Consider the following 25,127-nt stretch of genomic DNA (forward strand, 5'->3'; position numbering starts at 1 on the left):
TAGCGGGAGACACCGAACCGTACGAAGATCGTGGCCGGAAACCCGTCCGGGGCAGGTAGCGTCGGAAGGGTGAGTCAGGAAACCGAGACCCGGCCCATGGTCGACTGGGCGCTCGCCGCGCAGACCGGCGCGCTGCTCGTGCGCGGCGGTCCGCAGGTTCCGCGTGCGGAGGCCGAGGCCGCCGTCACCGACCTGCGTGAGCTGACCGTGGAGGCCGAGGGGCACGTCCGGCAGCTGACGAACCTGGGCCTCGACCTCCCGCTGCTGCCCGGCGAGGTCGTCGACCGCCCCGGCTGGGTGCGCTCGGCCGCCGCCGGGCTCGGCGCGCTGACCGGGCGCGCGCTGCCGCAGCAGGGCGGGCCGTTCGGGCCGATCCTGGCTGGTGGCGCGGGTGTGCAGACCGGGCTGGTGCTCGCGTTCCTGGCCAGCCGCGTGCTCGGCCAGTACGACCCCTTCGGCGGCCCCGAGCGCGAAGGCAGCCTGCTGCTGGTCGCGCCGAACGTCGTCGCCGCCGAACGCGCGATGGACGTGCCGGGCCACGACTTCCGGCTCTGGGTCTGCCTGCACGAGTGCACCCACCGGCTCCAGTTCACCGCCGTCACCTGGCTGCGCGACTACTTCGCCGACGAGGTCGAACGACTCGTCGGCGGGCTCGTGGGCGGCGGCTCCGACAGCCTCGCCGACCTCGTCGGACGGCTGCCCGAGGCGATCAAGCAGGGGCCGAAGCTCAACCTCGCCGAGCTGCTGCAGTCGCCGAAGGAACGCGCGGTCTTCGACCGGCTGCTGGCGCTCTCGACGCTCCTGGAGGGCCACGCCGACTTCGTCATGGACGCCGTCGGCCCGCAGGTCGTCCCGAGCGTCGACACGATCCGGGCGCGGTTCACCGCCCGGCGCAAGGGCGGCGGCGTCTTCGACCGGCTGCTGCGCGCGCTGCTCGGCGTCGACGCGAAGATCCGTCAGTACGAAGAAGGCGCGAAGTTCACGAAGCACGTCGTGGACGCCGTCGGCATGGAGGGCTTCAACGCCGTCTGGCGGTCGCCGAACACCCTGCCCTCGCGCGCCGAGATCGCCGACCCGGCCGCGTGGGTCCGGCGCCTGCACGGATGACCGGGCCGGCCGTCGCGGCCGTCCGGCGAGCCGTCCGCAGCTTCCTGGACACCGTCGAGGGGCTGCCCGAACTCTGCGTCGCGGTCTCCGGCGGCGCCGACTCCCTCGCGCTGTGCGAGGCCACGGCCTACGTCGGGCACCACCGCGGCCTCCGCGTCCGCGCGCTGGTCGTCGACCACGGCCTGCAGGAGGGCTCGGCGAAGATCGCGCTCGATGCGGCCGCCGCGGCGAAGTCGCTGGGTGCCGACGAAGCCGAGGTGCGCCGGATCGACGTCACCGGCTCCGGCGGCCCGGAAGCCGCCGCGCGCAAAGCCCGCTACCGCGCGCTGGGCGGCCACGACCTCGTCCTGCTCGGCCACACCCTCGACGACCAGGCCGAAACCGTCCTGCTCGGGCTCGGCCGCGGCTCGGGCCCGCGCAGCGTCGCCGGGATGCGCCCGCACGACCCGCCGTGGGGCCGCCCGCTGCTCGCCGTCACGCGGGCCACCACCCGCGCCGCCTGCGCCGAGCTCGGCGTCGAGCCCTGGGACGACCCGCACAACGCCGAACCGCGCTTCACCCGCGTCCGGTTGCGCACCGAAGTCCTGCCGCTGCTGGAAGACGTCCTCAACGGCGGCGTCGCCGGCGCGCTCGCCCGCACGGCCGCGCAGCTGCGTGAAGACAATGAGGCGCTGGACACAGTGGCGGACACGATCTTCACCCGCGCGGGCGGCCCCGAAGGACTGGATGTCGGCGTCCTTTCGGCCGAGCCCGCGGCGCTGCGGCGGCGGGTTCTCCGCAGGTGGCTGCTGGCATCGGGCGTGCGTGAGCTCACCGACGCGCACCTGCGCGCGGTCGACGGGCTGGTCGCCCGGTGGCGTGGTCAGGGCGGCGTCTGGTTGCCGGGCAACTTGGAGGCGCGGCGGTGCCATGGCAGGCTCTGCCTCACCTCCCAACCCACCACCCGAGGGGAATGACCCGTGTACGAGGGCGAAATCGCCTCCGTGCTCGTCACCGAGCAGCAGATCAAGGACAAGATCACGGAGCTGTCGGCGCAGATCGCCGCCGACTATCCGGCCAACGGGCAGGGCGAACTCCTGCTGGTGGGCGTCCTGAAGGGCGCGGTCATGTTCATGACCGACTTCGCCCGCGCGCTGCCGCTGCCGACGCAGCTGGAATTCATGGCCGTCTCCTCGTACGGCTCGTCGACGTCGTCGTCCGGCGTCGTGCGGATCCTCAAGGACCTCGACCGCGACATCGCGGGCCGGGACGTGCTGATCGTCGAGGACATCGTCGACTCCGGCCTGACGCTGTCGTGGCTGCTGAAGAACCTCGCCAGCCGGAACCCGGCATCGCTCGAGGTGGTTTCGCTGCTGCGCAAGCCGGAGGCGGTCAAGGTGGACGTCCCGGTCAAGTACATCGGCTTCGACATCCCCAACGAGTTCGTCGTGGGCTACGGGCTGGACTACGCCGAGCGCTACCGGGACCTGCCCTACATCGGGACGCTGGACCCGAAGGTCTACACGTCCTAGTTCACCGACCGTTCATCGCAACCACCGGATTCGCGGAACCCCGCGGTCCGAGTTTGCGTCATACGCTCTGATCACGTGCGTTAACCTATGCGAAGACCATTCGTGCCCGCGGTGACCGGGTCGGGGGAACGGGAGAGAGCTCAGATGGGGAACAGCAGCGCTGCCGACGCGAACGCCTTCAAGGCCGCGGCCGCGGCGGGTCAGGTCGGGATCGACCCCGACGCCGCGCAGACCGTGCTGAACAAGATCCGCACCGGCAAGGACGCGGTCGAGGCACTGCTCAGCGGCGCGGGTGCCCTCGCCCAGCCGCCGAAGCTCGGGGACAACCCGGTCGGCAACGCCATGGCCGCCAAGTTCGTCCAGCGCGCCGACGGCGGGAACGACTCCTACGCCTCCGCGCTGCAGAACCTGCTCGACCAGTACACCGCCGCCGAGGAAGGCATCGTCACGGCGATGTCCCGGTACCACGAGATCGACCAGGCCGCGGCCGACCCGTTCCGCAACGCCTGAGCCCAGAGGGGGACTCGAAATCATGGCTCCGAACCACAGCGACCAGCCGGCGGCGACCACTGGGGGCTTGCCTGCTCAGGGCTCGGTCGTCCCGCTCGGCGACAACTCCGCGTCGCAGAACATCGTCGACAACGCCCGCGGCAGTGCCGGCGGCTTCGACATGGGCAGCGACCGCGCGATCGCCAACCCGCCGAACTGGAACGCGCAGGCCAGCCAGCAGCTCTACGATGGCGCGGTCAACAACAACGACCCCGGCACCGCGGAGGCGACCGGACAGGTCTGGTCGCACCACGGTTCCGAGCTGAAGCAGGCGTCCGACCACCTGTACAACGCGATTGCCGAGCTGGGCAACGCCTGGGTCGGCCGGGGTGCCGCGGGCGCGCAGGGCGCGCTGGTGGCCATCGCCAACTCGGGTTCGCAGGCGTCCGAGGCCGCGCACACGATGTCGGACCGGCTCGCGCGGCAGGCCGCGGCGGCCGCCGAGGTCAAGAAGATGCCGGCCCCGAAGGACTTCGACCCCAAGCAGGCCATGGCGGCCGCGCTGGCCGGCGGCCCGGCGGCGCTGATCGCCGACCAGAAGGCCCAGGCGGACGCGGCCAACGACGTCAAGGCGCAGCAGGTCGCGTTCTTCAACGCCTACACCAAGTCGATGAGCGAGGTCGACAGCTCGACCCCGAGCTTCGGCCCGGAGTCGCTCGGCATGAAGCCGACGGGTTCGCACAACTCCGTGTCGTTCGGCGGGATCAGCAGCGTCGGCAGCGCGGGCCCGGTGCAGGGCCTGTCCGGCGCGGGCGGCGCGGTGTTCGCTTCGAGCACCTCGGGCTTCGGCGGTCACGGCGGCGCGTTCGACGCGCAGCACGCGGTGGTCGGCCCGAACGGCGGCCACAGCGGCGGCGTCGGGGGCTTCGGCCAGGACGCGGCGCTGGGCAGCGACGGCGCCGGCGGCTCCGTCGCGGGTGCGGGTACCGGAACGAGCACCGGCGCGGGGCACGTCGCCACGGGTGCCGGGCAGCCCGGCGGCAGCAACCCGCTCGGCAAGATCGGCATGGGCCTCGGCCTCGGCGGTGCCGCCGGCGGCCTCGGCGCGCTGGCTTCCCGCGCGCTGGGCAAGGGCAACCGGTCCGGCGCGAAGGCCGAGAACAGCACGTCGCTGGCCTCGGCCGACGGCCAGGGGCAGAGCGCCGCGTCGGCCCAGGCGCCGCAGCAGGGCGTCGTTTCGTCGGCAGGCACCATCGGCGGGCAGACCCCGCCGCCGATGAACCCGGGCGGCATGGGCGGCATGGGCGGCATGGCCCCGCACGGCGCCCAGGGCGAGCAGGACGAGGAGCACACGCACGCGTCCTTCCTCATCGAGGCGGACCCGGACGAGGCCTTCGGCGCGAACCAGGCGACTCCGCCGCCGGTCATCGGCGCGTGGTCCGAGGACGACGAAGACCGCTGATCCTTTCGGGCCGGGCACGCTCACGGTGTGCCCGGCCCGGTTTCTCTTGGGGGTGGCTCGATGCCGAACGCTGAGCTGCTCACCCCGGTCGAGGTGGACTTCCTGTGGGAGTCCGCCGGGCTGGGCGAGCTGCCGTACCCGCTGCGCATCCGCTCGCACGGCGAGACCGCGGACGAGCGGTCGTTGCTGCGTCAGCGCACGTTGGAAGGGCTGGCCGCGCGCGGGCTGGCCGACGGCCGCGGCCGGCCGGAACCGCACGTCGAGGACTACTTCGGCGTGCTGGCGCAGGCCGAGCTGAGCCTGGACGCGGTCCAGCTGATCGCCCCGGACGCCGAGCCGCTGCTGGCGATCGCCGGCGTGCTGGGCGGCCAGGGGCTGCTGGCGGTGCAGGACACGCGGGGGCTCCACTTGCAACCGTGCCCGGTGGACGGGCTGGCGAGCGCGATCGTCTCGCTGCTCCCCGGCGCTCCGCGCGGCTCGGAGAAGTCGGTGACGGTCCCGCTGGAGCAGCTGGTCGGCGCCCACGGCGCCGACTTCCTTTCGCGCCGCGGCAACGGCGACGAGCGTGCTTCGGCCGACGATGACCGCAAGGCGCTGGCGAAGCTGCAGGCCCAGCCGCGGCTGCGCGGCGGCCAGATCGCGGCGAACGCGCGTTCGCGCATGGGCGGCCGCACCCGGACACCGGTGCTGAGCTGGTTCGACACGGAAACGGGCCGCTACTTCACCCAGGCGACCCGCGGCCGCGACGGCCGCGACTGGATCACGATCGCCCCGGCCGACGCGGCGACGCTGCGGCACCGGCTCGGCGAGATGCTCGCGGGGGCGTCGACGACCAGCCCGGTCTGACGCCTTCGCCTACCGCGGCGCGCGGTCTCCGCGCCCTCTGCCAGGATCGGGCTCCGGCTTCTCCGAGCGTGCGCGGCCGATGATCACTTTTTGTCGGTGGTGCGGGCTACGCTGAGCAAGAGTCCGATCCGGGAGAGTAGTGATGCAAGAGTTCTTCTCGCCGCTGGCGTTCGACTTCCTCTGGGAGTCGGCGCAGGCCGGGGAGCTGCCGTACCCGCTGGTGGTCCGGTCGCACGGCGCGACCGAAGACGAGCGCGTCTCGCTGCGCCACCGCGTCGACGCCGAGCTGAAGGCGCGCGGCATCCGCGAACCCCGCGGCAGGCTCGCGCCGCCGATCGAGGACGCGCTGCAGCTGCTGGCCTTCGCGCCGCTGACGATCGACGCCCTGCACATCCCGCAGTTCGAGGCGCCCACCGTCGGCGTCCTCGCGGCGGCCGACGCCACCAAGGGCGTCCTCGCGATCCAGGACGCCGACGGCATCTGGCTGCGGGACCTCCCCCCGGACGGCCTGGTCTCCGCTGTCGTCGGAGTGCTCCCGGCCGGGCCGCGCGGGAGCGAGGCGTCGGTCACACTTCCGCTGGACGACGCCCTGCGCACCGCTCCGATCCGGGTGCCGGTGTCCCTGCCGGCCAACCCGGGCGGGGACCGGGGGAAGGCGCGCCGGACACCGCTGAGCGAACGCGTCACGGCCGACCCGCGGGAGGCGTACGGCCGGATCTCCGGGCAGCCGCGGCAGCGCGGCGGTCAGCTGGCAGCGAACAGCCGCTCCCCGGTCGGGGCCAAGCAACGGTCCCGGGTGCTGGCCTGGTTCGACACCGCGACCGGGCGCTACCTCAGCCTCTCCCGCGCAGGTACGGACGGCCGCGAGTGGGTCACGGTCGCCCCGGCCGACGCGGCGACGCTGCGGACCCGGCTGGGCGAGATGGTGAGCAGTGTGTCCGACGGCACGCGATAGCGTGACCACCGTGGACGCCGGCCGGGAACCCGGGCGCGGTATCGCCCGTTGACCTGCGAGAGGCTCACAGGGGATGAACGCGGCAGCGGACGGTACCCTGATGGGACGGGTGTCCAAGGCACCGCGGGTTGTCAAGATCGTGATGGCGGGTATCACAGGAGCCGCCCAACCAGGGAGGGTCGAGGCCACCAGGGCCGAGTCGTATGAACCGGAAGAGCGTGCTCAGGAACCCACTGCTGTGGATCGTCGCGGGGTTGCTGGCGTTGTTCGCGTACAACACGATCTTCGACAGTGATCGTGGGTACACCCAGGCACCCATCTCGGTGGCGAACTCCCAGATCACCTCGAACAACGTCAAGGAAGCGAACCTCGAGGACAAGGAACAGCAGCTCAAGCTGCTGCTGATCAAGCCCATCGACGTCGACGGCCAGCAGGTCACCCAGATCATTTCGCAGTATCCGTCGGATGCCACCCGGCCGATCTACGATTCGCTGATCGCGACCAAGCCCGGCGTCCCGCCGATCAAGTTCACCACCAAGGTGACCCAGCAGGGCGTGCTGACGCAGATCCTCATCTTCGCCATCCCGCTGGCCCTCGTCCTGGGCCTGCTGATGTGGATGATGAACAACGCGCAGGGCGGCGGCAACCGCGTCCTCAACTTCGGCAAGTCCAAGGCCAAGCAGCTGAACAAGGACATGCCCAAGACGACCTTCGGGGACGTCGCGGGTGCCGACGAGGCCGTCGAAGAGCTGTACGAGATCAAGGACTTCCTGCAGAACCCGGCGCGATATCAGGCGCTCGGCGCGAAGATCCCGAAGGGCGTGCTGCTCTACGGGCCGCCCGGTACCGGCAAGACGCTGCTCGCGCGGGCCGTCGCCGGCGAGGCGGGCGTGCCGTTCTACACGATCTCCGGTTCGGACTTCGTCGAGATGTTCGTCGGTGTCGGCGCGTCGCGTGTCCGTGACCTGTTCGAGCAGGCCAAGCAGAACGCGCCCTGCATCATCTTCGTCGACGAGATCGACGCGGTCGGCCGCCAGCGCGGCGCCGGCCTCGGCGGCGGGCACGACGAGCGCGAGCAGACGCTGAACCAGCTGCTCGTCGAGATGGACGGCTTCGACGCCCGCGGCGGCATCATCCTGATCGCGGCGACCAACCGGCCCGACATCCTCGACCCGGCGCTGCTGCGCCCCGGCCGGTTCGACCGGCAGATCCCGGTGTCCGCGCCCGACCTGCGCGGCCGCAAGGCGATCCTCGAGGTGCACGCCAAGGGCAAGCCGATCGCCCAGGGCACCGACCTGACCAGCCTGGCCAAGCGGACCGTCGGCATGTCCGGCGCCGACCTGGCGAACGTGCTGAACGAGGCCGCGCTGCTCACCGCCCGCCAGAACGGGCACGTGATCACCGACGTGGCGCTGGAGGAGTCGGTCGACCGCGTCGTCGGCGGCCCCGCCCGCAAGAGCCGGATCATCTCCGAGAAGGAGAAGAAGATCACGGCCTACCACGAGGGCGGGCACGCGCTCGCCGCGTGGGCGATGCCGGACATCGAACCGGTCTACAAGCTGACCATCCTGCCGCGCGGCCGCACGGGCGGGCACGCGCTGCTCGTCCCGGAGGACGACAAGGACCTGATGACCCGCTCCGAGATGATCGGGCGGCTGGTCTTCGCGATGGGTGGCCGCACGGCGGAGGAGCTCGTCTTCCACGAGCCCACCACCGGTGCGTCGTCGGACATCGAGCAGGCGACGAAGATCGCCCGCGCGATGGTCACCGAGTACGGCATGAGCGCCCGCCTCGGCGCGGTCAAGTACGGCCAGGAGCAGGGCGACCCGTTCCTCGGCCGGTCGGCCGGGCGGCAGGCGGACTACTCGCTCGAGGTGGCGCACGAGATCGACGAGGAGGTGCGCAAGCTCATCGAGACGGCGCACACCGAGGCGTGGCACGTGCTCAACACCTACCGCGACGTGCTCGACGAGCTGGTCATCGAGCTCCTGGAGAAGGAGACGCTGACCCGCAAGGACCTGGAGCGGATCTTCGCGACGGTCGAGAAGCGCCCGCACATCACCGTGTTCAACGAGTTCGGTGAGCGGACGCCGTCGGACAAGCCGCCGATCAAGACCCCGGGCGAGCTGGCGATGGAGCGCGGCGAGCCGTGGCCGCCGCCGGAGAAGGAGAAGCCGGTCCTGAAGCCGGAGCCGACCCCGGTCGGCACCGCCCAGGGCGCGGGCGACCTGCCGGGCGGCCCGCCGTACCCGGCGCCCGACCCGAACGCCAACCCGTACGCCCCGCCACCGCCGGGCGCCTACCCGAACGGCGGCCGTCCGTACGGCGGCGCGAACGGCGGACCCAACGGCACGGCGCACTGGCCGCAGAACTACGGCGGCCAGCAGGCCGGCGGCCACCCGGGTGGCCCGGCGGGCCAGAGCGGCCCCCCGAACTACGGTGCCCCTCCGGGCTGGACGCCCGCGACCTCGCCGGGCGGCCAGCCGGGCCAGTCGTGGCGGCCCGGTGGTGAAGAACGCCCTCGTGAGCACGGCTGGTTCGCCGACCAAGCCGGCAACCAGCAGAGCGAGGGGGAGCGACGTGACGTGGATGGACCAGACAAGTCCCAGTGACGCCGACCGCCCGGTCTTCGACCAGGACCGGGCGGAGAAGGCGATCCGCGAGCTCCTCTTGGCATGCGGCGAAGACCCGGAGCGGGACGGTCTCAAGGAGACCCCCGCCCGGGTCGCCCGCGCGTACCACGAGATGTTCGCGGGGCTGTACACCGAGCCGGACTCGGTCCTGGACCGCACTTTTGACGAGTCCCACGAAGAACTCGTGCTGGTCACGGACATCCCGATGTTCAGCCAGTGTGAACACCACTTGGTGCCCTTCCACGGCGTCGCGCACGTCGGGTACATCCCGAACGCCGCCGGGAAGGTCACCGGGTTGTCCAAACTGGCCCGGCTCGTCGACCTCTACGCCAAGCGGCCCCAGGTCCAGGAACGCCTGACCTCCCAGGTGGCCGATGCCATCGTCCGGAAGCTCGAGCCGCGCGGCGTGATCGTCGTCATCGAGGCCGAGCACCTCTGCATGGCCATGCGCGGCATCCGGAAGCCGGGTGCCCGCACGACCACCTCCGCCGTGCGGGGGCAGCTGAAGAACTCGCCGTCGTCGCGGGCGGAGGCGCTCGATCTGATCAGGGCACGCCGGTGAGCGTGGGGCTTCCCGCTCCCGGCCGGTGCGTCGTGATGGGCGTGCTGAACGTGACGCCCGATTCCTTTTCGGACGGTGGCCGGTACCTCGGGCTCGACCAGGCGCTGGAGCACGCCCGCGAGATGTGGGCGCGCGGGGCCGACCTGATCGACGTCGGTGGCGAGTCGACCCGTCCCGGTGCGGCGCGGGTGGCCGCCGACACCGAAATGCAGCGCATCCTGCCGGTCATCCGCACCCTCGCCGGCGAAGGCATTCAGCTTTCGGTCGACACCACCCGCGCGGCCGTCGCCGCGGCCGCGCTGGAAGCCGGGGCGAAGGTGATCAACGACGTCTCGGGTGGGCTGGCCGATCCGGACATGGCGCGGGTCGCCGCGGACAGTGGGGTGCCGTGGGTGCTGATGCACTGGCGCGGGCACAGCAAGGACATGCAGGCACTGGCGAAGTACGAAGACGTCGTCGCCGACGTCCGGGCCGAGCTGCTGTCCAGAGTGGACGAAGCGCTCGCGGCGGGCGTCGCCGAGAGTGCCATCGTGCTGGATCCTGGCCTGGGTTTCGCGAAGAACGCCGAGCACGACTGGGCGTTGCTGCGTGGGCTGGATTCGTTGCTGTCCCTGGGTTTCCCGGTGCTCGTCGGCGCTTCGCGCAAGCGGTTCCTCGGCCGCCTGCTGTCCGAAAAGGACGGTACGCCGCGCCCGCCGGACGGCCGTGAGGACGCCACCGCCGCCATCTCCGCGCTCGCCGCGGCCGCGGGGGCGTGGGGCGTGCGGGTGCACGAGGTCGGGGCGTCGCTGGACGCGGTCGCCGTGGCCGCCGCCTGGTGGAAGGGTTCGCCGGATGCCTGACCGGATCACGCTGACCGGCCTGCGGGTGTTCGGCCGCCACGGCGTGTTCGAGCACGAGAAGCGGGACGGGCAGGAGTTCGTCGTCGACGTCACGGTGTGGCTGGACCTCGGGCCGGCCGCCGCGTCGGACGACCTGACCAAGACGCTGCACTACGGCGAGCTGGCCGAACTGGCGGCGGGGATCGTCGCGGGCGAGCCGTACGACCTCATCGAGAGCGTCGCGGGCAAGATCGCCGGCGAAGTCATGCGTGACGAGCGGTTGAGCGCGGTCGAGGTGACGGTGCACAAGCCGTCGGCGCCGATCCCGCTGACCTTCGACGACGTCGCGGTGACGGTGCGGCGGAAGCGATGAGCCGCGCGCTGCTGTCGCTGGGCTCGAACCTCGGCGACCGGCTCGAGTTCTTGAAGCTGGCCCTGGACGCCGTGCGGCCCGCGTTGGTCGCGGTGTCGAGCGTCTACGAGACCAAGGCGTGGGGCGTCGAGGACCAGCCGGACTTCCTGAACGCGGTCTGCGTCGTCGACGACCCGGCGCGCGACCACTGGGCGTGGCTGCGCACCGGCCAGGCGTCCGAGCGGGCGGCGGGCCGCGTCCGCGAGCTGCGCTGGGGCCCGCGGACGCTGGACGTGGACGTCGTCACCGTCGACGGCGTCACGTCCAACGACCCGGAGTTGCTGCTGCCCCACCCCGGAACCCCGGACCGCGCGAGCGTGCTGGTGCCCTGGGCCGAGATCGAGCCGGCAGCGGTCCTGCCGGGCCACGGCCCGATCGCGGAGCTGCTGGCAGCGCGCCCGGCGGCCGAAGTCGCGACGGTCCGCCGGACGGATTTCGTCTTGCGCTGAGTAAGTCAAGACCCCGGCGCCCGTCGATCGCCGAGCTGTGGTTGCGGGTCGGCGATCGGGCCGGGGTCAGCCGCGTAGCGCCGCGATCATGAACTGGACCGCCGGTTGGACTGTCGGGACCGGGGGCCACCCGTTGATGGTCGCCAGCAGCTGCCAGTACCTCTCCGCTCGCGGGTCGCCGCTCGTGGCGAACCGGTCCGCCATCTCGGCGCGGAACTCCGGCGAGGACGGGTCCTGGTCCGGCCGGGCCGTCGCCGCCGCGATCTCGGCCGCAAGCGTTTGCCCTGCCTTCGACGTGGGCGAATCGCCCGCCGTCACCGCCGCTTCGGCGCGTGAGACCCAGCTGGGCCAGTTCTCCTGCCAGGCCGAAGACGGCTGCTCGAAGTCGCCCTCGCGGATCTGCCGGGACTGGGTTTCGCTCATGCCGCGGATCAGGGCCCGGAAGTCCGGGTCCTGCACCAGCTCGGCGAACTCGATCCAGGCCTCGAGCTGCTCCGGCGACGGATCGTCCGGCAGCTCCGGCTTGCCCGCGCGCATGCGGCGGTAGAACTCCTCGTCCACCTCCAGCCCGGCCACCATTTCGTCCCAGAACTCGTCGACCAGCCGCTTGCGCTCTTCGTCGGACATCGACGCGAGACGGTTCATCAGGTTCACTTCCTCCAGCTCGGAATTCCGCTTGGCCACCGCGCGCAGCACCGCCCGGCGCAGCCGCAGCCGCCGGATCTGCTCGTCCAGCGCCTCGACGTGCCGGGTCGCCAGCTCGCCGACCGTCGCCGACTGCGTCAGCGCCGCGGAGACGTCGGCGAGGCCGAGGCCCAGCTCCCGCAGCGTGCGGACCAGCTCGAGCCGGGCCATCGCCGCCGCGTCGTAGAGGCGGTAGCCGGCATCCGTCCGGTCGGTCGGGGGCAGCAGGCCCTCGTCCGAGTAGAAGCGGATGGTCTTGACCGGCAGGCCGGTCCGCCGGGCCAGCTCGCCGATGGTGAAGATCGCGGTGGTGCCCACAAGACGCATGGTGAACTCTCCAGTCGGGGGAGAGTCAACCCTCCCACGGTACGGTTGGGGCATGCACTTCACCCGGCCCCGTGACCTGGTGGTGGCGGGGGTACTCGGCCTGGTTCTCGGCTACCTGCTCTTCCTGACCGCGTACGGCTCGCTGCCCCAGCTGCCGACGTTCGCCGGCGTCACCTTCGCCGTGCTGGCGGTGATCGAGGCCGGGCTCGCGCTCTCCATCCGCTCGCGGATCAAGAACGGCCGCGTCGTCGCCGCGATCGGGATCGCCCGATCGGTGGCCCTCGCCAAGGCCTCGTCACTCGCCGGCGCGTTCATGGGCGGCGCCTGGCTGGCCGCGCTCGCCTACGTTCTGCCGCGACGTGACGAACTCGTCGCGGCGGTCCTCGACACCCGGGCCGGCGTCGTCGGCGTGGCGTCGTCCGCAGCCCTGGTAGCAGCGGGTTTGTGGCTCGAGCACTGCTGCCGGACCCCCCGTGACCAAGACCGTGAGCACACCCGCGGGACGACCGGTTAGCGCTCGATTCCCACCGCTCGCGGGACCGAGTAGGTCTCGTTCGGATTACGAGCAGGTACGGTGTCAGTCATGACCGGCGTGGGTGACGACTCGCGCGGCCGCCTACTGGGCAGGCCGTGGCTCGTCGTCGGATTCGTCCTCGCCATCGGAGCCACCCTCGCACTGGTGCTCAGCAACGATCTCCGCTATCTCCGGCTCGGGATCGTCGCCGCCCTCTGGGCTGCCCTGATCGGCGCTTTCCTCGCCGTGAAGTACCGCAAGCACGCGGCACAGAGCGAGGACGCGGTCGCCGAGGCGCAGGCTGTGTACGAGCTGGAGCTGGAACGCGAGATCGCGGCCCGGCGTGAATTCGAGCTGGAGGTGGAGGCGGAGAACCGGAGCGAGGCCGACTCCCGCGGCCGCGAGGAGCTGGAGGCGCTGCGCGCCGAGGTGTCCGCGCTGCGCGACAGCCTCCAGTCGCTGTTCGGCGGCGAGGTGCTGCTCGAACGCGTCGCGCTGACCGCGCAGGCGACCCGGATGCGCAAGCTCTCCGACGAGAACCGGATGATCCCGGACGCCGCGCCGAAGAAGAAGCCGGCTCAGCTGATGGCCGGGAAGAAGCCGGCCGAGCAGGGCGAGCGGCCGACCGAGCTGATCGACCGCGTGCTCGACGAGCGCCGCCGCAAGGCGTCGAACGGCAAGCCCGCGAACGGCAAGGGCCTCGGCAAGGGCAAGGGCTTCGGCGGCAAGCCGGCCCCGAAGGCCCCGGCGAACGTCACCGCGCAGAGCACCCAGCAGATCGCCCGGCCGAAGCCGCTGAGCGATCGCCGTCCGCCGGTGCCGGCCGTCGACCCGGCCCTGAACGCCGCGCAGCGCGAGCTGAAGGCCGCCGAGCTGCGTGCCGAAGCCGCGCGCCGCCAGGCGGAGTCCCAGCCGATGCGGCTGCCGAAGCCGGACGAGGTCAAGCAGCCCGAACGCCGTCCCGAGGCCGCCGCCGAGCCGACGCGCCAGGTGCCGCGGCCCGACCCGCAGACCGAGATCCGCCGCCCCGTGGAGCCGAACACGGAGATCCGCCGTCCCGAGCCGCCACCCGCGCGCCGGGCGGAGCTGTCGCGTCCGGCGATGCGGCCCGCCGAGGTGTCGCGGTCGGACATCCCGCGCGTGGAGCGGTCGATGCCGGCCATTCCGCGGGTGGAGATGTCGCGTCCGGACATTCCGCGCGTCGAGATGTCCCGGCCCGACATCCCGCGGGTCGAGCGGTCGATGCCGGCCATTCCGCGGGTGGAGATGTCGCGTCCGGACATTCCCCGCGTCGAGATGTCCCGGCCCGATATCCCGCGCGTCGAGATGTCCCGTCCGGACATCCCGCGGGTGGAGATGTCCCGCCCGGACCTGCCCCGCGTCGGCGGTCAGCCGAACGGTGCACGTCCCGAGCCGCGCCAGCCCGAGCCGCCGCGGCCCGCGCCGCCCCGGCCGGCCCCGCCGGTGAGGCCGTCGGAGATGTCGCGGTCGGACATCCGTCTGGTGACCGACCTGAGCGCGGCCTTCCAGAACCGTGACGACTTCGCCGAGCGGCAGCGGCCGAACCGGCCGAAGCCGCCCGAGCCGAAGGCCCCGCCGATGCCGAGGGACGCCTCGGCCTCGCGCCGCGACCTTCCCCCGGTCGTCCCGCCGACGACGCCCGTGCCGAACAACGCCCCGGCCGCGCGCCAGCCGTCGCGGACGAACCTGCCTCCGGTGGTGCCGCCGACCACGCCGGTCCCGGCCGCCGACGGGCGCCGTCCGTCGCGGCTGGAGCAGTTCTCGCGGGCGGACATGTCGCCGATCCTCGACGAGCCCGCGTCCCGCCACGGCGGTTCGCACCGCGCGCCCGCCGAGGCCGCCAACGCCGACGGGCCGATGGCGAACCCGACGCTCCCCGAGTCGGTCCGCAACTACCAGGGCCGCTCGGGTGGCCGCCGCCGCAAGCCGGACGAGTCGCAGCAGATGCCGGCGGTGCCCGCCCCGGAGCCCACCGGTGGCGGCCGCCGCCGTCGCCCGGACGGCGAGCCGCCGGCGTGGGAAGGCATGGTCGCCGAGCGGGCGTCGATGTCGCGCCGCAACATGACCCCGGTCGACCCCGCGGACATCGAGCAGAACGGAAACGGCCACAACGGAAACGGCCACAACGGTGCGAGCAACGGCCACGCCCGCAACGGCCACCGGTCGGCCGAGGCGCCGGGCAGCGGTTCGCACGCGGCCGGCCGGTCGGTGAGCGAGCTCCTGGCGGCCAACGGCGGCACGGGGTCGACGCCCCGCCGCCGACGCCGCGCGGAGGACTGAAGCCCGGGCCGCGCGAGGTCGCCCCGCGGGATCTGAGCGGATGGCTCGCGTGTCCGGGCGGTCGGCTCAGATACGAGGAGGGTCGGCTTGCGTGCCTGGGCGGTCGGCTCGCGTACCTGAGCGGACGATCCGTGTACTGGGCGGTCGGCTCGCGTACCCATGCGGTCGACTCGCGTGCCCGAGTCGGCTCGCGTGTCTGGGGCGGCTCAGGTGTGGGCTGGCTGCCGTCAGGCGGTGGTCACCGGCGGTGATCTGCGGTCGCCGAGTCACGCGCGGCGGTACCGGTGCCCGTGGCGCGCCTTGTGTGCCAGGTGGCGTTTCCGTTCGTGTCCGGTCTGCGTAGGGTGACCGGCTGTGAGCGGAACCCTCTCGCCCGCGACGGGACTCGATCGTGGACGGCGGCCTCGCCGGATCACCGTGCTGCTGCCGGTGCTCGGGCTGATCGTGGTCGCCCTGTGCGGCCTGTTCCTGTTCGGCCTGGCCACCGCGCGGGTCGGCCCGCTCGCCGTCACCATCGGGGTGCTCGCCGCGCTCGTGCCGGTCGCGGGCGTGGTCGCCGGGTTCCTCTGGGTCGACCGCTGGGAGCCCGAACCGGCCAAGTTCCTGCTTCTCGCCTTCGCCTGGGGCGCCTGCATCGCGACGATCACCGCACTGCTCATCAACACCACCGCCGAGGCGGTCGGGGACGAGCTGCTCGGCAAGGGCAGCGGCAACACCGTCGCCGCGCTGGTGTCCGCGCCCATCGTCGAGGAGGCAGCGAAGGCGCTCTTCGTGGTCCTCATGCTCTGGCGCCGGTCGGAGGAGTTCGACGGCGTCGTGGACGGGGTCGTCTACGCCGGGTTCAGCGCCGCCGGGTTCGCGTTCACCGAGAACATCTACTACTTCGGCCGCGCCTTCTACGACTACGGCTTCGGCGACGGGCACAGCCAGGGCGTCATCACGGCGTTCTTCCTCCGCGGCGTCCTCGCTCCCTTCACGCACCCGCTGTTCGCCGTGCTCACCGGGATCGGGATCGGCATCGCGGCGCGGACGACCACGAAGGCGATGAAGGTCGTCGCGCCGCTCGCCGGCTACCTGGCCGCCGTCTGCCTGCACGCGCTGTGGAACAGCGCCGCGCTGCTCGGCGGGTCGAAGTTCCTCACCGTCTACTTCCTGATCATGCTGCCGCTGTTCCTCGGCGTGGTCTACCTGGTCGTCCTGCAACGACGGCGGGAGCAGCGGATCATCGCCACCGCGCTGCCGCACATGGCCGCGCAGCGCTGGATCGCGCCGTCGGAGGTCGACCTGCTCGCCAGCCTGCCCGGCCGCCGCGCGTGGCGCCGTCAGGCGAAACGCCAGTCCGGAAAACGTGCTGCCCGCGCCGTCGCCGTGTACCAGGCGAGCGTGACCGAGCTCGCGTTCCTGGACCGGCGGGAGATCACCACCGACGCCGACCGGCAGCGCCAGCAGGAGCTGCTGCGCACGTTGAAGGCCGCCCGGGCAGAAGCGACGCGCCTCGCCGACGAGGCCGCCCGAGGGTGACCCGGTCCGGGTGAAGCTGGTCACCCGGGCTCAACGCGTCGAGCTCAATCGAGTTAGTCTCGCGCCGTTCGTCCGGTACCCGGAGCGGGACTGGAACGAGAGCAGAGGGAGTCTGCCAGCCATGAGCGTCCACAGGCGCACGCCATGATGAGGCCCGCTCGCCTCGCGGTCGGTGTCGTGTCCGCCGGCCGGGTGGGCAGTGTGCTCGGCGCCGCGCTGGCCCGGGCGGGGCACACCGTGGTCGCCGCGTCGGGGCTGTCCGCCGCGTCGCTGGCCCGCGCCGAACGCCTCCTCCCCGACGTGCCCCTGCTGCCGCCCGACGAAACCGTCCGCCGGGCCGACCTGGTGCTGCTCGCCCTCCCCGACGACGCGCTGGCCGGCATGGTCCGCGGGCTCGTCGCGACCGAATCGCTGCGGCCGGGGCAGATCGTCGTGCACACCTCGGGCGCGCAGGGCGTCGGCGTGCTGGCGCCGGCGGCCGAGGCCGGGGCGCTGGCGCTCGCCCTGCACCCCGTGATGACGTTCACCGGCCGCGAAGAGGACCTCGAGCGGCTGACGGCGTGCAGCATCGGCGTCACCGCGGCGGCGGACGACGAGGCGGCCTGGAACGTCGGCGAGGCGCTCACGGTCGAGATGGGTGCCGAGCCGGTGCGCATCCCCGAGTCCGCGCGGGCGCTCTACCACGCGGCGCTGACCCACGGCGCGAACCACCTCATGACCCTGGTCGCCGACTGCACGGAAGTCTTGCGGGAAGCGGGAATCGGGCACTCCGAACGCCTGGTGGCGCCGCTGCTTTCGGCGGCGTTGGATAATGTGCTCCGACACGGCGACCGCGCGCTCACCGGCCCGGTCGCGCGTGGCGACGCCGGTACCGTCCGCAAGCACCTCGAAGTGCTGGCGGAGCGGGCGCCGGACGTGGCGCCGGCCTACCGCGCGCTGGCCAAGCGCACGGCGGAGCGTGCCGAAGCCGCCGGGCTGCTGGACACCGCGGCCGCCAAAGACCTCACCGAACTCCTCGACGATCCCGCCGAAGGGCACCAAGACCAGTGACCACACCGAAATTCAGCCGCGGCACGCTGAACACGTTCGCGTCGCCCGAGCAGATGAGCCAGGTCAGCCGGGCCCTGCACGGCGTCGGCCGCAAGCTCGCGCTCGTGCCGACCATGGGCGCGCTGCACGCCGGGCACCGCGAGCTGATCCGCCGCGCGAAGCGGCTGCCGAACAACGTCGTGGCGACCTCGATCTTCGTCAACCCGCTGCAGTTCGGCGAGGGCGAGGACTTCGAGGCGTACCCGCGGCCGTTGGAGAACGACCTGGCCGTCCTGGGCGAGGACGGCGTCGAAATCGCGTTCACGCCCAGTGCCGAGGCCCTCTACGGCGAAGGCGCCGTGGTGACCGTGCACCCGGGGCCGCTCGGCGAGCAGCTCGAAGGCGCCGTCCGGCCCGGCCACTTCGCGGGCGTGCTGACCGTCGTGGCGAAGCTGTTCAACCTGCTCCGTCCGGACTACGCGCTCTTCGGTGAAAAGGACTACCAGCAACTGGTCCTGATCAAGCGGATGGTGCGCGACCTGAACATCGACACGCACGTCATCGGCGTGCCGACCGTGCGCGAGCGCGACGGGCTGGCGCTGTCGTCGCGCAACGTCTACCTCACGCCCGAGCAGCGTGAAGACGCCGTCGTCCTGTCGGCCGCCCTCACCGCGGGGGCGTTCGTCGGGCGCGACGGTGCCGAGGCGGTCCTCGAGACCGCGTGGAAGACCCTCGCCGCGCGGCCCGCGGTCGAGGTGGATTACCTGGAGTTGAGGGGAACCGACCTCGGGCCCGCGCCCGTCGACGGTGAAGCACGACTGTTGATCGCGGCCCGGGTGGGGAGTACCCGGCTGATCGACAACGTTCCGGTGTTGCTCGGCGCCGCGGTGGAACACCCGGCGCACCCGGAGCGGGACGCAGGGGAATAGGAGTCCACGATGTACCGCACCATGCTCAAGTCGAAGATCCACCGGGTCACCGTCACCCAGGCCGACCTGCACTACGTCGGCTCGGTGACGGTCGACGAAGACCTGATGGAGGCCGCGGACCTGCTGCCGGGGGAACAGGTGTCCATTGTGGACGTCACCAACGGGGCGCGGCTGGAGACCTACGTCATCAAGGGGGAACGCGGCAGCGGCGTGCTCGGCATCAACGGCGCCGCGGCGCACCTGGTGCACCCGGGCGACCTGGTCATCCTCATTTCCTACGGGCAGATGGACGACGCCGAAGCCGCGACGTATGAACCGCGCGTGGTGTTCGTCGACGCGGACAACCGGATCGTCCACCGGCACACCGACCCCGGCCACGCGCCGGAGGGGTCCGGGCTGCTGTCCGGCACGGTGCCCCTGCCGCCGGAGGAGGAGACGGCGGTGTTCCCGGTCGCGGAGACGGCGGACGCCCGCCGCCTCGACGCGCTGCTGCACGCGGAAAGCTGACCCGCTTGCTGCTCACCGTCGACGTCGGCAACACGAACATCGTGCTGGGGCTCTATTCCGGCAGCGAACTGGTCGGCGACTGGCGCATGCGCACGGACGCCCGCATCACGGCGGACGAGCTGGCGTTGACGGTCCGCGGCCTGCTGGGCCCGCACGCGGACGCGGTGACGGGCATCAGCGCGCTGTCGACGGTGCCGGCGGTGCTGCGCGAGCTGCGGGTGATGCTCGCGCGGTACTACGAGCGGATCCCGAAGATCGTGGTCGAGCCGGGGGTGCGCACGGGGGTGGCGCTCCTGGTGGACAACCCGAAGGAGGTGGGCGCGGACCGGCTGGCGAACACCCTGGCCGCGCACCACCTCCACCGCGGGACGGCGTGCGTGGTGGTCGACTTCGGGACGTCCACGAACGTCGACGCGATCTCGGCGCGCGGCGAGTTCCTCGGTGGCGCGTTCGCCCCCGGGATCGAGATCTCGGTGGACGCGCTCGCGTTGCGCGCGGCGGCGTTGCGGAAGGTCGAGCTGGTCCCGCCGCGGTCGGTGATCGGGAAGAACACGGTGGAGTGCCTGCAGTCGGGGATCCTGTACGGCTTCGCCGGCCAGGTGGACGGGTTGGTGCGGCGGATCGTCCGGGAGCTGTCGCCGAGCGGCTCGGAACCGGTGGCGGTGCTGGCCACCGGCGGCCTGGCGCCGCTGGTGATCAGCGAGTCGGAGACGATCACCGACCACGTCCCGGACCTGACGCTACTCGGGCTGCGGCTGGTGTTCGAGCGGAACATCCGCCCCTGACGGCTAGGGCCTGTATCGAAGTCGGTCATAGCCATTCGTTGATCGCTGCGATCTGGACGGTGGCTTCGTAGCGAACGGCAAGCTTGTCGTAGCGGGTAGCCACCCCACGGTGGCGTTTAAGCCGGTTGATACCGCACTCCACCGCATGACGCTGCTTGTAGATTTCGGGGTCGAAGGCCGGTGGCCGACCGCCCTTCGACCCCTTGGCCTTACGATGCGCGTCCTGGTCGGTCTTGCTCGGGATGGTCGCCTTGATCCCACGACCGCGCAGGTGCGCCCGGTTGGCCTTCGAGGTGTAAGCCTTGTCCGCCAGGACCCGATCCGGACGGGTCCGCGGCCGGCCACCGCCCGGTCGGGGCACCCGGATCCCGGCCAGGACCGGAACGAACTGCGGGCTGTCGCCACGCTGCCCGGCGGTCAGCACGATCGACAACGGCTTCTGTCCCTGCTCACACCCCAGATGCACCTTCGTGGTCCACCCACCACGGGACCGGCCCAACGCGTGATCATCCGGTTCGGTGGTGATCCCGCCCGGCGGTTCGGCCTGCAGGTCCCCCTTTTCCGCGCACCCGCAGCATGCTGATGCGCCCGCGCGATCGTGGAATCCACGCTCACGTCCCAGGTGATCCGCCCCTCGACTTCGGCCAGAGCCTGCAACGCGGTCAGAATCCGCTGCCAGACACCAGCCCGTTGCCAGCGCCGGAACAACCCATAAACAGCCGCCCAGGATCCATATCCGACCGGCATGTCCCGCCATGGTGCGCCGGTGCGGACCCGCCACCGGATCCCGTCGATCAGCTGCCGTCTGCTCCACAACGACGGCCGACCCGGCCGTGACGGCGCGGGCAGCAACGGCTTCAGCGTTGCCCACTGCTCGTCGGTCAGGTCGAACCGCCCCGTCCCCGCTAGGGTGTCCACGAGGTCTCCGGTGGTGTTCAGGTTCTTCTTGGTCGACGAACCACCTACCGGAGACCTCACCTATTTCGGCCATCGACACGCCCGACAGCGCCAACTCAACCAGCTCGAGATGACTTCGATACAGGCCCTAGTCGCGGGCCAGCCGCCGCCGCTCCAGCACGTAGCCCAGCGCGGTGATCGCCAACGCCGGGAAGGCCACCACGGCCTGGGGGAACTTGGCCGTCCCGGGTGGGTCCACCGCCTTCGACTCCGGATAGGCCAGCGCCGAGATCTGCGTCAGCCAGTACAGCGACGCCAGGACCGCCCCGGCGTCGAGACCGGCCCGGCTCGGCCGTCGCCACAGCTGCCAGAGGCTGGTGGTCCCGAGCGCGAGCCCGAGGCTCATCGTCTGGCCGTTGTGGAACTTCGCGTGCGGTGGCCAGGCGGGGTTCTTGACGTGCGTTTCGTTCCAGTCGGCGCGGTACGGGCCCACGGCCGTCACCACCGACACCAGCGAGATCAGGGTTCGTCCCAGTGATTTCCTGCTCATCGTGCCAGTATCGTCCCACTACGGCGATCGAGGTCGATCACCGGCGGCGGGCGCGGAACGTCCAGGTGCGCAACGGCAGGTCGAACTCGCCCGACGCGGTGTGCGGATTCGCGGCGAGGAACCGCCGGATCTCCGCCAGGCCCGCGGCCGCTTCCGCCGGATCCGCGACGATCATGTGCGAATGCGTGGCGATCGTTTCGACGAGGCTTTCCGCCGTGCGCCGTTGCACATGGCGAAACGTCGAGCTTTCGAAGGAATCGAAGGCGGGGTGCGTGGCCGGTTCCCGGTCGCCTTCGGTCCACGCCCGGCTCACCCCGGTTCGGCCGAGCTTCGCGAACTCCGCGACCCACGGCACCGAATCGTCTTCGTAGTTCCACATCGGCACGAGCACGCCGCCCGGGCGCAGTACGCGCCCGATCTCCGTCATCGCCGCCGGCACGTCGAACCAATGGAACGCCTGCCCGACGAAAACCGCGTCGACGTCGGCGTCGGGCAACGGGATCCGTTCCGCCTGCCCCTCGAGAGACGTCGCAGAGGGCACCACGCGGCTCAGTTCGGCGCGCATTTCCGGGTCGGGCTCGACCGCGACGACGTCCAGCCCGAGCCCGGCGAGACCGAGGGTGAGCTTGCCCGTTCCGGCGCCCAGATCGAGTACCCGCCGCGGTGTTCCGCTCGCGCCCGAAAGGCCCCATTCGATCGCTTCCCGCGGGTAGCCGGGCCGGTGCTCGGCGTACGCGGCCGCTCGGCTGCCGAAAGAAGAAGCGCGCTGGGCGCGTGTGGGATCACTCACCGGCCCAGGCTAATGGACGGAAAGGAAGGGTAATCCGGTTGGCGTAGCGCGCGGCCGGGTTCGTACCCTAGTGGCCATGACCGAAAACCCCGCTTCCACCAGCGAGCCCGCCGAAGACGAACTGCCCGAGCAGATGCGGGTGCGCCGGGAGAAGCGCGACCGGATCCTCGCCGAGGGTATCGATCCCTACCCGGTCGAGGTACCCCGGACGCACTCGCTCGCCGAGGTGCGGACGGCGCACGAGGGGTTGCCCGTCGACACCGCCACCGGCGACGTCGTCGGCGTCACCGGGCGGGTGATGTTCCTGCGCAACACCGGCAAGCTGTGCTTCGCCAGCCTCCGCGAGGGCGACGGCACCGAGCTCCAGGCCATGATCAGCCTGGCGAAGGTCGGCGAGGACGCGCTGGCGGCGTGGAAGTCCGACGTCGACCTCGGCGACCACGTCTTCGTGCACGGTGAGGTCATCACGTCCAAGCGCGGCGAGCTGTCCGTGATGGCCGATTCCTGGCGCATCACGTCGAAGGCGCTGCGCCCGCTGCCGGTCGCCCACAAAGACCTCGCCGAGGAGACGCGGATCCGCCAGCGCTACGTCGACCTCATCCTGCGCCCGCGCGCGCGGGACGTCGTGCGCACGCGCGCCGGCGTGGTCCGGTCGCTGCGGGAGTCGTTCCACCGCCGCGGGTTCACCGAGGTCGAGACGCCGATGCTGCAGACGCTGCACGGCGGCGCCGCGGCCCGGCCGTTCGTCACGCACTCGAACGCGTTCGACCTGGAGCTGTTCCTGCGGATCGCGCCGGAGCTCTACCTCAAGCGCTGCGTCGTCGGCGGCATCGAGAAGGTCTTCGAGATCAACCGCAACTTCCGGAACGAGGGCAGCGACTCGTCGCACTCGCCGGAGTTCGCGATGCTCGAGTACTACGAGGCGTACGCGACCTACGACACCAATGCGGTGATGACGCGGGAGCTGATCCAGGAGGCCGCGCAGGCGGTGCTGGACACCCAGGTCGTCACCCTGCCCGACGGTTCGGAGTACGACCTGTCCGGCGAATGGACCACCCTCGGAATGTACGAGTCGTTGTCCGATTCCCTCGGCGAAGAGGTGACGCCGGAGACGCCCGCCGCCAAACTGCACGGATTCGCGCAGGCCAGGGGCCTGGAAGTGGATCCGAAGCTGGGGCACGGCAAGCTGGTCGAGGAACTGTGGGAACACCTCGTCGGAGATCACCTGCACGCACCCACGTTTGTCCGTGATTTTCCGCTGGAGACGTCGCCTTTGACGAGGCAGCACCGCTCGCGGCCCGGCGTGGCCGAGAAGTGGGACCTCTACGTGCGCGGATTCGAACTCGCCACCGGATACTCCGAGCTGGTCGATCCGGTCGTCGAACGGGAACGGCTCACCGAACAGTCCCGGCTGGCCGCGCAGGGCGATAGCGAAGCCATGCGCCTCGACGAGGATTTCCTGCGTGCCCTCGAGTACGGAATGCCGCCGAGCGGTGGCGTCGGAATGGGGATCGACCGGCTGCTCATGGCGCTGACCGGTCTCGGTATCCGGGAGACGATCCTCTTCCCGCTCGTGCGTCCCGAATAACCCGGCAGTGTCGTTTACCGCAATGAGATTTGCGCTGTCCTCCGGAAGCGGGTACTAATGTTCTAGACAAAGTCTTCTGTCCCGGGGCTCGCCCCGTAACCAGATCATTGCGCAAGTCCCCGCAGGAGGAATCGGATGGCACAGAAGGTGCTCGTCTCGCTGGTCGACGACCTCGACGGCAGTGAGGCGGAAGAGACCGTCGAGTTCGGTTTGGACGGCGTCAGCTACCAGATCGACCTCTCTTCGGATAACGCCGAGGAGTTGCGGGACGCCCTCGCCCAGTATGTCGAGCACGCGCGTCGCGCGGGTGGCCGCAAGCGCGCTTCCGTGCGCCCGGTCGCGGGCAAGGGCTCGGCCCGGCCCGCCGCCGTCGACCGCGAGCAGAACCAGGCCATTCGGTCGTGGGCGCGCAAGAACGGTTACGCGGTTTCGGACCGGGGCCGGATCCCGTCCGAGGTCGTCGAGGCCTACCACAAGAAGAACTGAGGATTCTTCGGCTACCCGGGTGTCCGCAGGTCACCGGGTGGCCGGGGAAACTCCTCGAAGCGGGGTTCAGCCGAGGCCGCCGGGCGAATTGCGCCCGGCGGCTTTCTTGATGTCCGATCCTTGTCCGGTGTCCGTTCGGCCCACTCGCGCGGTCCGGGCGTACTCGGCGGGCGGCTGACCCGTGACCGCGTGGAAATCGCGGATGAAGTGCGACTGGTCGCTATAGCCCAGTCGAACCGCCAGTCCGGCGTAATCCGGCTCTCCTTCCGCCGCGATCCGCTGCGCCGCGTCGTTCAGCCGGTATATCCGGATCGCCCACTTGGGTGGGCAGCCGACGTGTTCGGCGAACAACCGCTGTACGGACCGGGTGGTCAGTCCAGTATCCGCGCACAGTTGCGCCACCCGGGTAATTCCCGGATCCCGTGCGATTGATTCCACGGCGTCGGCCGCCAGCCGCGCGGCCGGCGTCAGCTCCACCGGATTTGCGATCAGCAAGTTGTCGATCGCACGCACCATTTGCGCGTCGCCGGCCGCCTTCTGCACCGATTCCGCGGCTTCGATCGACTTCGGGCCGAATACGTCCTCGAGCGGGACAGCCCGGTCGGCGATGTCACTTACCGGGCCGCCGAGGAACGCGCGGAAGCACCCGGGCCGGAAACGCACGCCCAAGCCCTGGACGCGGCCTTCGAGCCGGTGGGAAAAGACGTCGCGGGCCGGTCCGTACACCCCGGACGCGCCGGGGAAGAACGTCACGTGCACGGCGAGGTTCGGCAGGACGCGCTGGTCGTGCGGCGGCCGGCCGCGCAGGTCCCAGCGCAGCACCCAGTGGTAGTCGACGAACTCCGCCAGTTCGGGCGCGGGTGCGTGCCTGGTCAGCGTGAACATCGTGCGCGCGGTGGCCTCGGCCACGATGCCGCGGGGGATCCGGTGCTGGCCCACGTGCCCACGGTAGCTGTCGCGTTCCTTCAAGAC

26 protein-coding genes are annotated in these 25,127 nt (G+C 71.4%); 21 read left to right on the forward strand and 5 right to left on the reverse strand.

Translation table 11 applies throughout. The features are described 5' to 3' along the window. The first annotated feature begins 96 nt into the window (after positions 1-96). The 12 genes from OG738_RS14400 (at position 97) to folK (ending at position 11,247) form a co-directional block, all read left to right on the forward strand. A complete protein-coding gene (locus OG738_RS14400; RefSeq protein ID WP_329056704.1) occupies positions 97-1,107 on the forward strand; it encodes a zinc-dependent metalloprotease in 1,011 nt (336 codons plus the stop codon). Next, positions 1,104-2,063, forward strand: a complete 960-nt coding sequence (tilS, locus tag OG738_RS14405) for a tRNA lysidine(34) synthetase TilS (protein ID WP_329054325.1) — start codon at positions 1,104-1,106, stop codon at positions 2,061-2,063. The genes OG738_RS14400 and tilS overlap by 4 nt, the downstream gene beginning before the upstream one ends. A gap of 3 nt (positions 2,064-2,066) precedes the next feature. Further along, positions 2,067-2,618 (forward strand): hypoxanthine phosphoribosyltransferase, encoded by a 552-nt coding sequence (gene hpt, locus OG738_RS14410; protein WP_072475819.1) that lies wholly within the window; start codon positions 2,067-2,069, stop codon positions 2,616-2,618. A gap of 144 nt (positions 2,619-2,762) precedes the next feature. Further along, positions 2,763-3,128 carry a hypothetical protein gene (locus OG738_RS14415; RefSeq protein ID WP_329054328.1) on the forward strand — a complete coding sequence of 122 codons (366 nt, stop codon included), beginning with the start codon at positions 2,763-2,765 and terminating at the stop codon, positions 3,126-3,128. A 22-nt stretch (positions 3,129-3,150) separates the two neighbouring features. After that, positions 3,151-4,569 (forward strand): hypothetical protein, encoded by a 1,419-nt coding sequence (locus OG738_RS14420; RefSeq protein ID WP_329054330.1) that lies wholly within the window; start codon positions 3,151-3,153, stop codon positions 4,567-4,569. A 60-nt stretch (positions 4,570-4,629) separates the two neighbouring features. Continuing rightward, a complete protein-coding gene (locus OG738_RS14425) occupies positions 4,630-5,415 on the forward strand; it encodes an ESX secretion-associated protein EspG (protein ID WP_329054331.1) in 786 nt (261 codons plus the stop codon). A 139-nt stretch (positions 5,416-5,554) separates the two neighbouring features. Beyond that, entirely contained in the window at positions 5,555-6,370 is an 816-nt protein-coding gene (locus OG738_RS14430; protein ID WP_329054332.1) for an ESX secretion-associated protein EspG, read from the forward strand. 203 nt (positions 6,371-6,573) lie between these two features. Then, on the forward strand, positions 6,574-8,982 hold the full coding sequence (ftsH, locus tag OG738_RS14435) for an ATP-dependent zinc metalloprotease FtsH (protein ID WP_329054334.1): 2,409 nt from the start codon (positions 6,574-6,576) through the stop codon (positions 8,980-8,982). After that, on the forward strand, positions 8,960-9,565 hold the full coding sequence (gene folE, locus OG738_RS14440) for a GTP cyclohydrolase I FolE (RefSeq protein ID WP_329054335.1): 606 nt from the start codon (positions 8,960-8,962) through the stop codon (positions 9,563-9,565). Before ftsH ends, folE begins: the two co-directional genes overlap by 23 nt. A 35-nt stretch (positions 9,566-9,600) precedes the next feature. Further along, positions 9,601-10,407 carry a dihydropteroate synthase gene (gene folP, locus OG738_RS14445; RefSeq protein ID WP_329056705.1) on the forward strand — a complete coding sequence of 269 codons (807 nt, stop codon included), beginning with the start codon at positions 9,601-9,603 and terminating at the stop codon, positions 10,405-10,407. Further along, positions 10,400-10,759 carry a dihydroneopterin aldolase gene (gene folB / locus OG738_RS14450; RefSeq protein WP_329054336.1) on the forward strand — a complete coding sequence of 120 codons (360 nt, stop codon included), beginning with the start codon at positions 10,400-10,402 and terminating at the stop codon, positions 10,757-10,759. Before folP ends, folB begins: the two co-directional genes overlap by 8 nt. After that, positions 10,756-11,247, forward strand: coding sequence for a 2-amino-4-hydroxy-6-hydroxymethyldihydropteridine diphosphokinase (gene folK, locus OG738_RS14455; RefSeq protein ID WP_329054338.1), 492 nt, complete (start codon positions 10,756-10,758; stop codon positions 11,245-11,247). The genes folB and folK overlap by 4 nt, the downstream gene beginning before the upstream one ends. Before the next feature lie 66 nt (positions 11,248-11,313). Here folK and OG738_RS14460 read toward each other — a convergent pair whose 3' ends face one another. Further along, a complete protein-coding gene (locus OG738_RS14460; RefSeq protein WP_329054340.1) occupies positions 11,314-12,249 on the reverse strand; it encodes a helix-turn-helix domain-containing protein in 936 nt (311 codons plus the stop codon). Positions 12,250-12,310: 61 nt separating this feature from the next. On the opposite strand from OG738_RS14460, the gene OG738_RS14465 reads away from it, so the two are divergent. The 7 genes from OG738_RS14465 to OG738_RS14495 all read left to right on the forward strand — a co-directional run bounded on the left by OG738_RS14465 (position 12,311) and on the right by OG738_RS14495 (position 19,844). Beyond that, positions 12,311-12,772, forward strand: a complete 462-nt coding sequence (locus tag OG738_RS14465) for a DUF3180 domain-containing protein (protein ID WP_329054342.1) — start codon at positions 12,311-12,313, stop codon at positions 12,770-12,772. Positions 12,773-12,841: 69 nt separating this feature from the next. Next, positions 12,842-15,073, forward strand: a complete 2,232-nt coding sequence (locus tag OG738_RS14470; RefSeq protein WP_329054343.1) for a DUF6779 domain-containing protein — start codon at positions 12,842-12,844, stop codon at positions 15,071-15,073. A 417-nt stretch (positions 15,074-15,490) separates the two neighbouring features. Beyond that, the gene (locus OG738_RS14475; protein WP_329056706.1) at positions 15,491-16,594 is read left to right on the forward strand and encodes a PrsW family intramembrane metalloprotease; all 1,104 of its coding nucleotides are present in this window, start codon (positions 15,491-15,493) and stop codon (positions 16,592-16,594) included. A 90-nt stretch (positions 16,595-16,684) separates the two neighbouring features. Then, positions 16,685-17,644: a Rossmann-like and DUF2520 domain-containing protein gene (locus OG738_RS14480; protein WP_442875940.1), complete on the forward strand. Its 960-nt coding sequence runs from the start codon at positions 16,685-16,687 to the stop codon at positions 17,642-17,644. Beyond that, on the forward strand, positions 17,641-18,552 hold the full coding sequence (gene panC, locus OG738_RS14485) for a pantoate--beta-alanine ligase (protein WP_329054345.1): 912 nt from the start codon (positions 17,641-17,643) through the stop codon (positions 18,550-18,552). Before OG738_RS14480 ends, panC begins: the two co-directional genes overlap by 4 nt. Before the next feature lie 9 nt (positions 18,553-18,561). After that, complete coding sequence (gene panD / locus OG738_RS14490) at positions 18,562-19,059, forward strand: aspartate 1-decarboxylase (RefSeq protein WP_329054346.1); 498 nt, start codon at positions 18,562-18,564, stop codon at positions 19,057-19,059. 5 nt (positions 19,060-19,064) lie between these two features. Further along, entirely contained in the window at positions 19,065-19,844 is a 780-nt protein-coding gene (locus OG738_RS14495; protein ID WP_329054348.1) for a type III pantothenate kinase, read from the forward strand. Positions 19,845-19,869: 25 nt separating this feature from the next. Here OG738_RS14495 and OG738_RS14500 read toward each other — a convergent pair. The 3 genes from OG738_RS14500 to OG738_RS14510 all read right to left on the reverse strand — a co-directional run bounded on the left by OG738_RS14500 (position 19,870) and on the right by OG738_RS14510 (position 22,081). Then, a protein-coding gene (locus tag OG738_RS14500) for an IS5 family transposase (RefSeq protein WP_329044379.1) occupies positions 19,870-20,762 on the reverse strand; the annotation gives its coding sequence in 2 pieces (ribosomal slippage) (positions 19,870-20,354 and positions 20,354-20,762; 894 coding nt in all). A 127-nt stretch (positions 20,763-20,889) separates the two neighbouring features. Further along, complete coding sequence (locus OG738_RS14505) at positions 20,890-21,291, reverse strand: DUF6640 family protein (RefSeq protein WP_329054349.1); 402 nt, start codon at positions 21,289-21,291, stop codon at positions 20,890-20,892. Between the two features lie 37 nt (positions 21,292-21,328). Further along, entirely contained in the window at positions 21,329-22,081 is a 753-nt protein-coding gene (locus OG738_RS14510; RefSeq protein ID WP_329054350.1) for a class I SAM-dependent methyltransferase, read from the reverse strand. Positions 22,082-22,157: 76 nt separating this feature from the next. On the opposite strand from OG738_RS14510, the gene lysS reads away from it, so the two are divergent. Together lysS and OG738_RS14520 are read left to right on the forward strand one after the other, a co-directional pair. Further along, positions 22,158-23,669 carry a lysine--tRNA ligase gene (gene lysS / locus OG738_RS14515; RefSeq protein WP_329054351.1) on the forward strand — a complete coding sequence of 504 codons (1,512 nt, stop codon included), beginning with the start codon at positions 22,158-22,160 and terminating at the stop codon, positions 23,667-23,669. Between the two features lie 135 nt (positions 23,670-23,804). Next, complete coding sequence (locus OG738_RS14520) at positions 23,805-24,155, forward strand: histone-like nucleoid-structuring protein Lsr2 (RefSeq protein ID WP_155547769.1); 351 nt, start codon at positions 23,805-23,807, stop codon at positions 24,153-24,155. Positions 24,156-24,221: 66 nt separating this feature from the next. Here the strand turns inward: OG738_RS14520 and OG738_RS14525 are convergent, their stop codons facing one another. Then, complete coding sequence (locus OG738_RS14525; protein ID WP_442875898.1) at positions 24,222-25,064, reverse strand: AraC family transcriptional regulator; 843 nt, start codon at positions 25,062-25,064, stop codon at positions 24,222-24,224. Positions 25,065-25,127: the final 63 nt, after the last annotated feature.

It is taken from the genome of Amycolatopsis sp. NBC_01488 (assembly GCF_036227105.1).
Taxonomy (GTDB): domain Bacteria; phylum Actinomycetota; class Actinomycetes; order Mycobacteriales; family Pseudonocardiaceae; genus Amycolatopsis.